The following is a 13,702-nucleotide window of genomic DNA, read 5'->3' on the forward strand; positions in this document are numbered from 1 at the left end:
GATACGCGGGCCCCGATCAACGCGGGTCGAGCCAGAGGGGGTTGGTCAGGGCGACCATCGGGCCCGGCACGGGCGAACCCTCCGGCGCGGGGCGCCGCACCTCGGCGCGCACGTAGGTGGCGAGGGACGCCGTCGTCCGCCACGTCACCACCCCGGACGCCGGCACCGCCGCCGCGTGCAGCTGCCCCTGGTCCGTCATCAGCCGCACCGCCGTGTCCTGCGGAGCCCCGGAGACCTCCAGCCGCACGGTCACCTCCGCGTCGGCGTCCACCCGCAACCGCCCCCCGATCCCGGCGTGTTCGCCGCGCGGCCCGGTCGCCGACAGGGCGACCGACACCGCCGAGGACTCGGCGACGTAGCTGCGCCCGGCCCGGATGCCCTCCAGCAGCGCCTGCCGTGACAGGTCGTCTGCGAGCACCACGGTCTGGGGCAGGCCGACCTCCTGACCCTCCCGGTGCGCGTCGCTGTTCCCCATCGCGGGGAGCCATCCCTCCGGGCCGCCGTCGACGAGCGTGTTGTCCCACGCGGCCAGCGACACCTCGTCGTCCACCGTCCACGGGCCGTTCCACACCTCGACCGCGTCGGCGCCCTCGAAGCCGAACTTCCACTGGCAGCCCACGAAGGGGCAGTGCGGGTGCGCGGGCACGACGAGGCCGCCCGCGCGGTGGATGCGCCGCGCGAACCGCTCGTACGCGTCGTCGCGGGCCCGGTACCGCCAGTCCAGATGCGTCCCCGGGTCGGTGCCGAGGGCGAGGAAGTGACCGTTGCGGGTGGTGATCTCCTCGCCGCACAGCACCAGCAGCTCGCCGTCCGGGTGCGGGCCCCACAGCCCCTCCCACGCGCCGTGGGCGGAGGGGGTGTTGTGCTCGGTGGTGGTGACGAAGTCCAGGCCCGCCCGCCGTGCTGCCGCGGCCACGTCGGCGGGGGTGTAGCGGCCGTCGGAGTGCACGGTGTGCAGGTGGCAGTCGCCCCGGTACCAGGCGCGCCCGCGCCCGCGTCCCCGCTCCGGGGGGTACACCGGCTCGGGCGTCGTGCCGTCCGGGCCGTACCGCAGGGTGAGCGTCACCTCGTAGTCCAGGCCCTGCGGCGCGACCGTGTACGGGCCGAGGGCGACGTGCCACGTCCCGCGCCGCACCGGACCGGGCAGGTAGCCGGGCGTCGCCCGTTCCGCGCTGATCGCGAACTCCGTCCGGGCCCCGCCCGACCAGCCGCGGAAGCCCCGCCCGCCGAGCCGGATGCCGCGCTCGTCGAAGATGCCGATGTCCAGCGCGTTGCCGGGCGTCCCCGGCGGCACGTCCGGCTTGTCGTAGGAGTAGGAGACGGCGATCTCCCGCACCCCGCGCGGCACTTCCACCGGCAGGTACACCCAGTCCGGCGCTCCCGTGGGCAGATGGCCGCGTACCGTCCGGGTCTCCTCGCCGTCGCCGGGCGGGCCGTCTCCCGGCGGGCCGTCCGAGGCGCCGGCCGCGTGCGCGAAGGTCACGGAGTCGAGCGTAAGCATCCCGGCGGTTCCCGCGGTCGCCGACATCCTCAGTACGTCACGCCGTTCCATGCGTCCTCCCAGGCCTTCGAGTGTCGGGCGTCACCGTTGTACGGGCGGACGGCCGTAAGGGAAAGACCTCCCGGCAGGGCGGCGAACCCTCGGGAGACGCCGGACGGCCGGATCCGGACGCGGGGCGGTCGGCGTGGTACGGTCTTTTCGTTGCAGTTGTGGTTCCCATGTACTTTTGTGTGCGCCTGCTGGATCCGGTCCGTCAGGCGCACTTTCTGTTTTTCCGGTGTTCAATCTCCGGCGGGGCGATCACCGCTACGACATGCGGGTCTGCAGGTCGCGGATCCACTGTCCAAAGGAGATCAGTTATGGCTACCGGTACCGTGAAGTGGTTCAACGCCGAAAAGGGCTTCGGCTTCATCGCGCAGGACGGCGGCGGCGCCGACGTCTTCGCCCACTACTCCGCGATCAACGCGCAGGGCTTCCGCGAGCTGACCGAAGGCCAGAAGGTGAACTTCGACGTCACGCAGGGCCCCAAGGGCCCGCAGGCCGAGAACATCACCGTCGCCTGACGACGTCCCGCGGCGTGACGCCGCACGGTGTGGGCCCGTACCCCGGTGCGGGCCCACACCGTTGTCCGTGCTGCGGAGCCGTCCGGTGGCTCCCCGCAGCCCTCTCCCGACGGCCCGGTTCCGTCCGGGCCCTTCCGTCCGGGCCTCTCCGTCCGGCGTCGCCCCGCACCGGTCCCACTCCGCCCGGCCCGCCCGCGTGCCCCGGCCGGAGTACCCGGACGCGGACACGGCCCGGCCGCCGGACACCCCGGGCGGCCGCCGTTCCACGGTTCGTTCCTGTGGTCTCCCGCAGCGCGCCTCACGCCTGCCGGAACCTCCTCGACACGTGCCGTCCCGAGGAGGTTCTGCATGAACCGCACCACCACCCCCACCCGTGCCCGCGACGCCCGGCGCAAGCGGCCCACCGCTCCCGCGCTCCCGCCGGTACGTTCCTTCGCCGAGCTGCCCCTGCCCACCGCGCTGCTCGACGCCCTCGCCCGTGAGGGTGTGACCGTGCCGTTCCCGATCCAGGGAGCCACGCTGCCGAGTTCGCTCGACGGCCGGGACGTCCTCGGGCGCGGCCGTACCGGCTCGGGCAAGACCCTCGCCTTCGGCCTCGCTCTCCTCGCCCGTCTCCACGGCCGGCGGGCGGAAGCGCGCCGGCCCCTGGCGCTCGTCCTCGTGCCGACCCGGGAACTCGCCCAGCAGGTCGCCGACGCCCTCCTGCCGTACGCGCGTCCGCTGCGGCTGCGGCTGGCCACAGTCGTCGGGGGCGCGTCCGTCACCCGGCAGAGCAACGCGCTGCGCAGCGGTGCGGAGGTCGTCGTGGCCACCCCCGGCCGGCTCAAGGACCTCATCGAGCGCGGCGACTGCCGGCTGGACCAGGTGCGTGTGAGTGTGCTGGACGAGGCCGACCAGATGGCCGACATGGGCTTTCTTCCGCAAGTCACCGCGCTGCTGCGGCAGGTGCCCGCCGACGGCCAGCGGATGCTGTTCTCCGCCACCCTCGACCGCAACGTGGACCGGCTCGTCGAGCGGTTCCTGACCGACCCGGTCGTGCACTCGGTCGACCCCTCGGCGGGGGCCGTCACCACGATGGAGCACCACGTGCTGCACGTCGCCGACGAGCACAAGAACGACGTGGTGCTGCACATCGCCTCCCGCGACGGGCGGGTGCTGATGTTCACCGACACCAAGCGGGCCGCCGACCGGACGACCAAACGCCTCCTGGCCGGGGGCGTCCTGGCGGGTGCTCTGCACGGAGGCAAGTCGCAGTCCCAGCGCAACCGGGTGCTGGAGGCGTTCCGGACCGGCCGGGTCACAGCGTTGGTGGCCACCAACGTCGCAGCCCGCGGCATCCACATCGACGGCCTCGACCTCGTGGTGAACATCGATCCGCCGAACGACCACAAGGACTACCTCCATCGTGGCGGACGCACCGCCAGGGCGGGGGAGTCCGGCAGCGTCGTCACCCTCGTCCTGCCGCATCAGCGACGGGAGATGAACCGGCTGCTGTCCGTCGCCCGGGTCACGGCGGGACGCCTCGCCGCCCGGCCCGGGGAGGAAGAGCTCGCCCGGCTCACCGGTGCCCGTACGCCCTCCGGCGTCGCCGTCGTCGTCACCGCCACGGCCCCGGCGGCACCCGCGAAGGCCCGCCCGCAGCAGGCCGCCGCCGACCGGTCCGGACGCCGTTCCGGTTCGTCCCGCCGCGGCCGACGACCCCGCGGCGGCGCCCGACGCTCCGGCGGCGGCCGTACGAGCCCGTCCCCGAAGTAGCCGGGTAGGCGAGTGCGGGGACGGCTCAGTCGGAGCCGCTGCCTCGGTTCTTCCGCCGCCGGACGGACACCACCCACCACACCACGAGGGCGCACAGGATGCCGACCGAGAGCCAGATCTCCCAGGCCGCCATTCTTCCGCCGTCGCTGTAGTCGCCGCCGGTGCCGCGGTACCCGCCGCGTGAACGGCCGCCCGACGCGGCCGCCCGCACGCCGGTGTCCTGCCGGGTGGCGGCGGTGCCCTGCGCAGTCGCGGTGCCCCGCACGGAGACACTGCCGTGTGCGGTGGCGGGTGCCGCCGCGTGGGCGGCCGGTGCCGGCACCAGGAAGGCGCCGAGAAGCAGGACAAGAGTGGCGAAACGCATGAATCCCCCGGAGCGTAGGGGCGCTTGACGTCACCGCGCCCCACGACGACGCCTCCACCGTAACCGAGGGGCGACGGGGTGTGTGCGACGCCTCAGCGCGGACGGCGCCGACCTGTGCGTAAGGTCGGGGCATGACCACCGGAGCCACGGACGGAGTCACCCCGCCGCCCGCCACCTCGCCGGCCACCGCCGCGACGCCGCCGACCGCCAACGCCATGCGCCGCGCGCTGCGCCGCGCACGGGACGGCGTGGCGCTCGACGTCGCCGAGGCGGCCGTGCTGCTGCAGGCACGCGGCGAGAACCTGGCCGGGCTGACGGCCGCCGCCCGCCGGGTGCGCGACGCCGGCCTGGAGGCCGCCGGGCGGCCGGGCGTGCTGACGTACTCGCAGAGCGTCTTCATCCCGCTCACCCGGCTGTGCCGCGACCGGTGCCACTACTGCACCTTCGTCACCGTGCCGGGGAAGCTGCGCCGTGCGGGCCACGGCATGTTCCTCTCCCCGGACGAGGTGCTGGACATCGCCCGCAAGGGCGCCGCGATGGGCTGCAAGGAGGCGCTGTTCACCCTCGGGGACCGGCCCGAGGACCGGTGGCCGGAGGCCCGCGAATGGCTGGAGGCGGAGGGCTACGACGACACCCTCTCCTACGTGCGCGCGATGGCCGTCCGCGTCCTGGAGGAGACCGGCCTGCTGCCGCACCTCAACCCCGGGGTGCTGAGCTGGACGGACTTCCAGCGGCTCAAGCCCGTCGCGCCGTCCATGGGCATGATGCTGGAGACGACCGCCGAACGCCTGTGGAGCGAACCCGGCGGCCCGCACCACGGCTCCCCGGACAAGGAACCGGCGGTGCGGCTGCGCGTCCTGGAGGACGCCGGCCGCTCCAACGTGCCGTTCACCACCGGCATCCTGCTGGGCATCGGCGAGACCCACGAGGAGCGGGCCGACGCCCTGTTCGCGCTGCGCCGCGTGCAGCGGGCCTACCACGGCATCCAGGAAGTCATCGTGCAGAACTTCCGTGCCAAGCCGGACACCGCGATGCGCGGCATGCCGGACGCCGAACTCGACGACCTGATCGCCACCATCGCCGTCGCCCGGCTGATCCTCGGCCCCGGCGCGCGCCTCCAGGCTCCACCGAACCTGGTGGACGGCGAGTACGGGCGGGTCGTGGACGCGGGCATCGACGACTGGGGCGGCGTCTCGCCGCTGACCATCGACCACGTCAACCCCGAACGCCCCTGGCCGCAGATCGAGCGGCTGGCCGAGCACGCCCGCGCGTCCGGTTTCGAGCTGCGCGAACGACTCGCCGTGTACCCGGAGTTCGTCCAGCGCGGCGAGCCCTGGCTGGACCCGCGGCTGCTGCCGCACGTCGAGGCGCTGCTCGACCCGGAGACCGGGCTCGCCCGCGAGGACGCCGTCGTCGAGGGACGGCCGTGGCAGGAACCGGAGGACGTGTTCGCCGCGCGCGGCCGTACCGACCTGCACCGCACCATCGACACCGACGGCCGTACCGCGGACCGGCGCGACGACTTCGACGAGGTGTACGGCGACTGGGCCGACCTGCGCGAGCGCGCCGCCCCCGGGATGGCGCCGGAGCGGATCGACGGCGACGTGCGCGCGGCGCTCGCCACCGCCGCGGACGACCCCACCCGGCTCACCGACGACGAGGCGCTGGCCCTGCTGCACGCCGACGGCCCCGCACTGGACGCGCTGTGCGGCATCGCGGACGCGCTGCGGCGGGACGTCGTCGGCGACGACGTCACCTACGTCGTCACCCGCAACATCAACTTCACCAACGTCTGCTACACCGGCTGCCGCTTCTGCGCCTTCGCGCAGCGCCGCACCGACGCCGACGCGTACACCCTCTCCCTCGACCAGGTCGCCGACCGGGCGGCGCAGGCGTGGGACGTGGGCGCGGTCGAGGTGTGCATGCAGGGCGGCATCCACCCGGACCTGCCGGGGACGGCCTACTTCGACATCGCGCGGGCGGTCCGGGAACGCGTCCCCGGCATGCACGTGCACGCCTTCTCCCCGATGGAGGTCGTCAACGGCGCCACGCGCACCGGGATGTCGATCCGCGACTGGCTCACCGCCGCCAAGGAGGCCGGTCTCGACTCGATCCCGGGAACGGCCGCGGAGATCCTCGACGACGAGGTCCGCTGGATTCTCACCAAGGGCAAGCTGCCGACCGCGACCTGGCTGGAGGTGATCGGGACCGCCCACGAGGTGGGCCTGCGCTCCTCCTCCACCATGATGTACGGCCACGTCGACCAGCCCCGCCACTGGCTGGGCCACCTGCGTCTGCTGGCCCGCACGCAGGAACGCACCGGCGGGTTCACCGAGTTCGTGACGCTGCCGTTCATCCACACCAACGCGCCGGTGTACCTGGCCGGGATCGCCCGGCCCGGCCCCACCCGGCGCGACAACCGGGCCGTCACCGCCATGGCCCGCCTGCTGCTCCACCCGCACATCCCGAACATCCAGACCAGCTGGGTCAAGCTCGGCACCGAGGGCGCCGCCGAGATGCTGCGGTCCGGGGCGAACGACCTCGGCGGCACGCTGATGGAGGAGACCATCTCGCGGATGGCCGGGTCGTCCTACGGCTCGTACCGCTCGGTGCGGGACCTGGAGGCGATCGCGGAGGCCGCGGGGCGTCCGGCCCGCCCGCGCACCACGCTGTACGGGGAGGTGCCGGAGGAACGCCTGCGCGCCGCGCGCGAGGCCGACGGGCACCTCCCGGAGCTGCTGCCGGTGGTGGACTGAGCGTGCACCGGGCCGCTGCGGCGGGCCGTGCGTCCGGGAACGGCCCCGGTGCAGGCCGCGGCCGCCGGACGCGGGACCCGGCGGTCGTACCCGGCTACAGTGCTGACCGGGGACGTGGGGCGAACCGGAGGAGGGCGCGCGCGTGACGACCGGCACCACGGCCATATGGGGCCGCGCCGAGCAGCAGGACTTCCGCAGCCGCGTCCGCGGCTGCCTCCTCGGCGGCGCGATCGGCGACGCCCTCGGCGCGGGCATCGAGTTCGACTCCCTCGCCGCCATCCGCGAGCAGCACGGTTCCGCCGGCGTCACCGACTACGTGCCCGCGTACGGCCGCCGCGGCGCGGTCACCGACGACACGCAGATGACCCTCTTCACCGTCGACGGCCTGATCCGCGCCCACGTCCGCCGCGACACCGGCGCCTGGCACCCGCCGACCGACGTGCACGCCGCGTACCGCCGCTGGGCGGCCACGCAGCGCGACTGGGGGCCGGACGAGCGGAAGAAGGACGACGGCTGGCTCGCCCGCGAGGAGTGGCTGTACGCGCAGCGCGCTCCGGGGAACGCCTGCCTCAGCGGCCTCGCCGACGACCGCATGGGCACCGTCGACGCGCCGAAGAACCCCCAGTCCAAGGGCTGCGGGACGGTGATGCGGTCGGCGCCGTTCGGGCTGCTCGTCGGATGGGAGCCGCAGCTCGTCTTCCAGCTCGCCGTCGAGTGCGCGGCCCAGACGCACGGTCACCCCACCGGCTACCTCGCGGCCGGCGCGACGGCCGCCATCGTGCACGCCCTCGCCCGCGGCGAGTCGCTGGACCACGCCGTGCAGCGCGCCCTGGCGCAGCTCGCGACCAGACCCGGCCACGAGGAGACCACCGACGCCCTCAAACGCGCCCTGGGGGCCGTCCGCCAGGGGCTGCCGGGCCCCGAACGCGTCGAGTCCCTGGGCGAGGGCTGGGTCGCGGAGGAGGCGCTGGCGATGGCCGTGTACTGCGCCCTGGTCGCCGAGGACGTCCGGCACGGACTGCTGCTCGCGGTCAACCACGGCGGAGACAGCGACTCCACCGGCGCCGTCTGCGGCAACCTGCTGGGCGCCCTCCACGGCGAGACGGCCCTCCCCCCGGCCTGGGTCGCCGAACTCGAGGGGCGGGCGACGATCCTCGAACTCGCCGACGACTTCGCCATGGAGATGACGCAGGGGCCGGCGCTCCACTCGCCGGGCGCCTCGTCTCCCGCCTGGCTCGCCCGCTACCCCCGCGCCTGAGCGGCGCCCCGGGCCCGGCCGTTCACCGGGCCCGCGCCCTCACCGGTTCAGTGGCGCCGCGGGGCACATCCGAAGCCGTCCAGGAAGGCGGACCACGTCTCGGCGGAGAAGGCGACCACCGGACCTCCGAGGGCCTTCGAGTCCCGCACCTGCACGGGTTCCGGGCCGCCCGCCCGCACCTCGACGCAGTCGCCGTTGACCGCCGAATACGACGACTTGGTCCATGTCGTCAGGTCTGCGCGTCGACGAGTCATGTCACTCCGATCATTGGGGACGCGGGGAGAGCCCCGGGAAGCCCCGTCCGGGGCACTACCGGGGCCGACGCTACGCCGCGCCACCGCCCCCGACCGGAAGCGTTCACTCGTTCGAGTGACTCATGTGCCGGAGTGCTCCGGCGGCGGCCTCCGGTCTCTACGCTGCGCCCCGCGGGCGCCCTCCCGGTCGCTCAGGAGGCGTACTCGTCCCGCAGGCGTTCGATGAACTCCCGGGATTGTTCGGCGTTCAGGGCCTTCGCCCGGAGGTGTTCGTACATCACGCTGTAGTGCTGCACGTCGTTCGGCTTCTCGAGGTAGAGATCGCTCGTCACGCCCTCGAGGTAGACCACGCTCGCGTCCAGGGTGTCCTGGAACTCCAGGATGGAGAACTTGCCGTACATCCCCGGGTGGGCGCCGACCTCGTTCGGCAGCACCTGCAGCGTGATGTGCGCCTCCCTGCCCAGGCGGACCAGGTGGTCGAGCTGGTCGGCCATCACGGCGCGGCTGCCGACCACGCGCCGCAGCAGCGCCTCGTCGATCACCGCCCAGAAGCGCAGCGCCTCGTTCGGATCGCTGAGGCGGTCCTGTCTCTTCAGCCGGACCTGCACCCGCTTGTCCACCTCTGCGGCGGTCGCCTCCGGCCACATGCCGGAGATCACCGCCTGGGCGTAGTCCCGGGTCTGCATGAGCCCGGGCACGATGAGCGACTCGTACACCCGCAGGGACGCCGCGTCGGTCTCCAGGCCGATGTACACGCTGTACGGGATGTCGCCGAAGGCGTGCCACCAACCCTGCTGGCGGGACTCCTTGGCCATCTGCATGAGGGAGTCGACGATCCGGCGGTCCTCGACCTCGTACACGCCGCACAGGTCGCGCACGTCGCGCTGGCTGATGCTGCGGCGGCCGTTCTCCAGCCGGCTGATCTTCGACTGGGAGACCAGCAGCCGGTCCGCGACCTCCTCCGCCGTCATGCCCCGGAGTTCGCGCAGCCTGCGCAGCTCCTGGCCCAACCGGCGGCGCCGTACGGTGGGATTGACCTGGGACGCCACAGCGACTGCACCTCCGCGGGTAAGTACGACTACTCACCAGAAGAGTGCCACCACTGTCCGCGTCCGCGCTGGGAAACGGCGACACAGGGTGCGCCGGTGTACGGCACCGGGTGACGGACGGCCGCCGCTGGGCGGCCGCCCGTCACCCGCCGGTCGTGGGTCGTGCGGCGTCGGCGTCGCTCAGCGCGCGCCGACGCGGGACATGCGGGACACCGCCGGCGTCCGTCGCGCCTGGTCCGGCACCGTGCGCCCCGCAGCGGGCCGCGGAGCGCGCTGAGCGGGCGGCTGGGCCGCCGCACGCGCGCCGGTGCCGCGCCCGCCCGAGCCGCCTCCGCCGCCGCCCTGGCGGCGCGGGGCCGCGGCTGCGCCGTTCTGCACGTCCATCACGGCGTGCGCGACGAGGCCGCCCATCGGGTCGTGCCGGATCAGGTCCCTCAGCCGGGAGCGGCAGGACCGCCCCTCGTTGCCGGGGTAGAGGTGCTTGCCCAGCCCGACGGCGTGCGCCAGCGCGGCCAGCGCGGCGGTACGCGGGTCCGGCGGTACGCCGGTCCGTATCGCGGCATCGAGGCGGGTCCGTATCTCACGGCTGATGGCCGTGTCGGTCGCCTGATAGCGCGTCGTCGGGAGCACCCCGCACATCTGGCCGTTGACGGCATGGACCATGCCGCAGCGCTCCAGGTGCGAGAGGTACGTCTGGCGCAGCCCGAGCCTGGGCCCGCCGATCCAGTGCACGGCCCGGACCGGGCTGCCGCGCCTGCGCAGCAGCTCCAGTGCGGAGTCCAGCGTCGGATCTCCTGTCGGCCGTGGTAGGACCACGGCGATACGGTCCCCGTCTGGGGCTATCCGGCCCGCCAGTGCCAGCTCGACGAGCTGTGCTCCGGCCAGGCCGAGGTCGAGCGACTGCGGCTGTGCAGTGGTACCCGTGGTCGGGTCCAGTGCCAGCAGCAGAAGCTCCTCCGGAATAGTTCTGCGGCTCCTGCCCATCCATGCCTCCCCGCGTGGATGAATGACAGGGTGACCCCTCTCACAATCATCTGTCGAGAGTGCCTGACCGGAATGTGGTGGAACCAGTAGGTATGTCGTTCTCGTCATCCCGGGTGGAAGGGGAGTGGGCCCTCGACGGTGCGTCACCGGCGGGGAACGGTCCGCGACGGAGCGACCGGTCCGGGGCGGGGCACCGGATCTCCGGGGAGCGATCCCGGAACCGGATCACTGTTTAACTGGTAGACCGGCGGCGAGAGTGAAGGCGACAGGAGGCATCGGTGGCGGGCGAGTCCCCCGACAAGTCGGAGCGGGAGAGGTCGTCGGGGGAGACGACGGAGGACACCGGTTCGGTTCCCGCGGCGCGACGACAAGACCCCCGTGAGGCGTACGCGGCTGCCGCGGACACCGCCACGGCGGGGGAGCCGGAGTCCGCAGCGGACGCCCCCTCGGGGGCGGACGGCGCGGCGGCACCGGAGAGCGGGGCGGAACCGGAGAGCGCGGCCGCATCGGACGGCGCGGAGCGCGACGGGCCGGGGTCCGGGGACTCGCGGCAGGACGCGGACGCCGCCGAGCCGGTGAACGACGCGCCCGCGGACGACTCCGGTGACGCACGGCTGCGCGCGGCGGTCGCCGCGTGGGTCTCCTCGGCCGACGACGACCAGAGCGGTCAGGACGACCAGGACGACCAGGACGACCAGGACGACCAGGACGACCAGGACGCCGGGCCGGGTACGCAGAGCAGCGACGCTCCCGCGGACTCGGGCTCCGGGGCGGAAGCACCGGTGGACGACTCCCCGTCAGGGAGCCGCGAGGACGAGGCCGTTGACGGCGCGAACAGCGACCTGCCGGTACGGCCGCGCGGTGCCGCGACCGAGCCCGGGACGGACTCCGCGGCGAAGCCCGCACCGGACACCGCCACCACGATGTTCGGCGTGCGCCCGGACGTGCTCGAACCGACCGACGAGACGTCCGCAGCCGCCAGGGCGGAGCGGATGACTGCGGCGTTCTTCGGCTCGTCCCGCAAGCCCGGTGAGTCGCCCGGCGGCGGGGAGCACTCCGGCGAGCTGGACTCCGTGGCCGAAGCGACCTCCGCAGAAGGCGTCGGGGCCGACCCCGCTGCCGACTCCCCCCTCGACACCTCTGCCGACGTCGCGCCTGACCAGACGCCGGGGGAGGCGCGTGACGCGACCGAGGAGGCGCCCGCGGCTCCCGACGAGCCGGCGAGCGCACCGGAGGAGCGTGACGACGACGGAGACGCGGGCGACGCCCCGGCGGACGACGAGGAGTTGCCGGGCGACGACACCCCGGCGGACACCCCGGCGGACACGGCATCGGACTCGGCAACGGACCCCGACCCGGACCTCGACGCGCCCGACGCGGCAGGCGAGGAGCTCCCGGGGAAGGACCGGAGGACCACCGCCTCCGGCGCCGTCGCCGCTTCGGCGGCCAAGACCGACGAGGAGAAGCCGGGCGGGCCGGCCGCGCAGCGGGACCACGCGACGACGGCCCTCCGCCTTCCCCGGGAGGACGGGGACGAGGACACCCCGTCCGGCGAGAAGTCGGCGGCGGTGACACCGGCGGAGAAGCCGGCGGACAAGGGCGAGGACGAAGACAAGGGCAAGGACGAGGACACCTCCGACGGCGACGGCGAGAACGGCGGCTCCGGCGAGGGCGGGAGCCGGTTCGTCCCGCTGCGCTCCACCGACGCGCCGCGCACGCCCGACGCAGCCGGAACGCGGCGCCCGCTGCCGGACGCGCAGACCAGCAGCACCGGCACGCCCGCCTCCGTCATCACCGGCGTCGGTGGCGAACAGGAACGCACCAAGCAGCAGCCGGTGCCCGAGCCGCCGCCGCTGGAACTGCTGGCGCAGCTCACCAACACGCCCCCGCCGCCGGAGACTCCGCTGCGCACCGCCGTGCGCCGGGTCAAGATCTGGACGCCGCTGGTGCTCCTGCTGGCGATCGTGTTCGTGATCGTGCAGGCCGTGCGCCCCCTGCCGGAACCGACGCTGACGCTGACCGAGCAGGCCACGTACACCTTCGACGGCGGCGAGCCGTCGCTGCCGTGGCCGACCGAGGGCCAGGCGTACGTGGAGGTCTCCGGGCTCGGTGTGCTCGGCTCGTACGGCGAGCAGAAGGCGGTGCCGATCGGCAGCGTGGCGAAGACCATGACGGCCTACCTCGTGCTGCAGAAGTCCCCGCTGAAGGAGGGCGCGGACGGGCCGAAGATCACCATCGACCAGAAGGCCGAGGACGACGGCAAGCGCGGCGCGGGCAACGGCGACGAGTCCGTGCTGCCCAGCGTCAAGAAGGGCGACAAGATCACCCAGCGGGACGCGCTGTCCGCGTTGATGATCCCCTCCGCGAACAACATCGCCCGTCTGCTGGCTCGTTGGCACAGCGGTTCCGAAGCGGCGTTCGTCGAGAAGATGAACGAGACCGCCGAGGAACTGGGCATGGAGAACACGAAGTACACCGACCCCAGCGGCCTGGAGGAGACCACCGTCAGCACCGCGAAGGACCAGGTGCAGCTGGGCAAGAGGGCCATGGAGATCCCGGCACTGGTGGAGATCACCAGGCAGCCGTTCTGGAAGGACCCGTTCTCCGGCGAGCGGATGCGCAACTACAACGACCTGGTGCCGTTCAACGGCGCGATCGGCATCAAGACCGGCACCACCACCGTCGCCGGCGGCAACCTGCTGTTCGCCGGTCACAAGGACGTCGGCGACACGCGGCAGCTGATCGTCGGTGCGGTGCTCGGGCAGCACAAACCGGCGATCATCGACACCGTGAACGCCGTCAGCCGCACGCTGCTGGACGGCGCGGGTGAGACGCTGACCTCGGAGAAGATCGTGCAGAAGGGCGACGTCGTCGGCTACGTGGACGACGGCCTCGGCGGCCGTACGCCGGTCGTCGCGACCGAGGACGTGGCAGCGGTCGGCTGGGGCGGTGTGGAGGTCGACCTCGCGCTGGAGCCCCTGAAGGACATGCCGCACACCGCCCCCACCGGGAAGCGGGTCGGCACGCTGACCGTGGGCGGCGGCCCCGGGCAGGTCGAGGTGCCGGTCGCGCTCGAGCAGGACCTGCCCGAACCCGCCTTCGGGGACAAGCTGACGCGCATCCTGTGACGCGTCAGCGGTGACGAGCCGTCCGGGGCAGGGTCGGCGCACGACGCGCCGGTAGCCTGCCCCGGACGCAGAAGCCACGTGGGGGAGACG

General features: G+C 73.6%; 10 protein-coding genes. 5 read left to right on the forward strand and 5 right to left on the reverse strand.

What is annotated here, in order from left to right:
- Positions 1 to 16 precede the first annotated feature (16 nt).
- Positions 17 to 1,552: a CehA/McbA family metallohydrolase gene (locus K304_RS0124080; protein WP_027765799.1), complete on the reverse strand. Its 1,536-nt coding sequence runs from the start codon at positions 1,550 to 1,552 to the stop codon at positions 17 to 19.
- Positions 1,553 to 1,860: 308 nt separating this feature from the next.
- Here K304_RS0124080 and K304_RS0124085 point away from each other — a divergent pair, with 308 nt between their 5' ends.
- Complete coding sequence (locus tag K304_RS0124085) at positions 1,861 to 2,064, forward strand: cold-shock protein (RefSeq protein ID WP_027765800.1); 204 nt, start codon at positions 1,861 to 1,863, stop codon at positions 2,062 to 2,064.
- 348 nt (positions 2,065 to 2,412) lie between these two features.
- Positions 2,413 to 3,819, forward strand: a complete 1,407-nt coding sequence (locus tag K304_RS31025) for a DEAD/DEAH box helicase (protein ID WP_078529622.1) — start codon at positions 2,413 to 2,415, stop codon at positions 3,817 to 3,819.
- Between the two features lie 25 nt (positions 3,820 to 3,844).
- Here K304_RS31025 and K304_RS0124095 read toward each other — a convergent pair whose 3' ends face one another.
- The gene (locus tag K304_RS0124095; protein ID WP_027765801.1) at positions 3,845 to 4,183 is read right to left on the reverse strand and encodes a hypothetical protein; all 339 of its coding nucleotides are present in this window, start codon (positions 4,181 to 4,183) and stop codon (positions 3,845 to 3,847) included.
- Positions 4,184 to 4,314: 131 nt separating this feature from the next.
- On the opposite strand from K304_RS0124095, the gene K304_RS0124100 reads away from it, so the two are divergent.
- Positions 4,315 to 6,939, forward strand: a complete 2,625-nt coding sequence (locus tag K304_RS0124100; RefSeq protein ID WP_027765802.1) for a bifunctional FO biosynthesis protein CofGH — start codon at positions 4,315 to 4,317, stop codon at positions 6,937 to 6,939.
- A gap of 142 nt (positions 6,940 to 7,081) precedes the next feature.
- On the forward strand, positions 7,082 to 8,197 hold the full coding sequence (locus K304_RS0124105; protein WP_027765803.1) for an ADP-ribosylglycohydrolase family protein: 1,116 nt from the start codon (positions 7,082 to 7,084) through the stop codon (positions 8,195 to 8,197).
- A gap of 47 nt (positions 8,198 to 8,244) precedes the next feature.
- Here the strand turns inward: K304_RS0124105 and K304_RS0124110 are convergent, their stop codons facing one another.
- From K304_RS0124110 to K304_RS0124120, 3 genes are all read right to left on the reverse strand, one after another.
- Entirely contained in the window at positions 8,245 to 8,451 is a 207-nt protein-coding gene (locus K304_RS0124110) for a DUF397 domain-containing protein (protein WP_027765804.1), read from the reverse strand.
- A gap of 191 nt (positions 8,452 to 8,642) precedes the next feature.
- Positions 8,643 to 9,500: a Scr1 family TA system antitoxin-like transcriptional regulator gene (locus K304_RS0124115; protein ID WP_027765805.1), complete on the reverse strand. Its 858-nt coding sequence runs from the start codon at positions 9,498 to 9,500 to the stop codon at positions 8,643 to 8,645.
- Between the two features lie 180 nt (positions 9,501 to 9,680).
- Positions 9,681 to 10,484: a GOLPH3/VPS74 family protein gene (locus K304_RS0124120; RefSeq protein ID WP_027765806.1), complete on the reverse strand. Its 804-nt coding sequence runs from the start codon at positions 10,482 to 10,484 to the stop codon at positions 9,681 to 9,683.
- A 278-nt stretch (positions 10,485 to 10,762) separates the two neighbouring features.
- Here K304_RS0124120 and K304_RS0124125 point away from each other — a divergent pair, with 278 nt between their 5' ends.
- Positions 10,763 to 13,612 (forward strand): D-alanyl-D-alanine carboxypeptidase, encoded by a 2,850-nt coding sequence (locus K304_RS0124125; RefSeq protein WP_027765807.1) that lies wholly within the window; start codon positions 10,763 to 10,765, stop codon positions 13,610 to 13,612.
- Positions 13,613 to 13,702 lie beyond the last annotated feature (90 nt).

The organism is Streptomyces sp. CNS606, assembly GCF_000426325.1.

Excerpts from the sequence above, each read along its gene's own strand:
- K304_RS0124080 (WP_027765799.1), bottom strand. The coding sequence starts at position 1,552 with ATGGAACGGCGTGACGTACTGAGGATGTCGGCGACCGCGGGAACCGCC.
- K304_RS0124120 (WP_027765806.1), bottom strand. The coding sequence starts at position 10,484 with ATGGGCAGGAGCCGCAGAACTATTCCGGAGGAGCTTCTGCTGCTGGCA.
- K304_RS0124095 (WP_027765801.1), bottom strand. The coding sequence starts at position 4,183 with ATGCGTTTCGCCACTCTTGTCCTGCTTCTCGGCGCCTTCCTGGTGCCG.
- K304_RS0124110 (WP_027765804.1), bottom strand. The coding sequence starts at position 8,451 with ATGACTCGTCGACGCGCAGACCTGACGACATGGACCAAGTCGTCGTAT.
- K304_RS0124100 (WP_027765802.1), top strand. The coding sequence starts at position 4,315 with ATGACCACCGGAGCCACGGACGGAGTCACCCCGCCGCCCGCCACCTCG.
- K304_RS31025 (WP_078529622.1), top strand. The coding sequence starts at position 2,413 with ATGAACCGCACCACCACCCCCACCCGTGCCCGCGACGCCCGGCGCAAG.
- K304_RS0124085 (WP_027765800.1), top strand. The coding sequence starts at position 1,861 with ATGGCTACCGGTACCGTGAAGTGGTTCAACGCCGAAAAGGGCTTCGGC.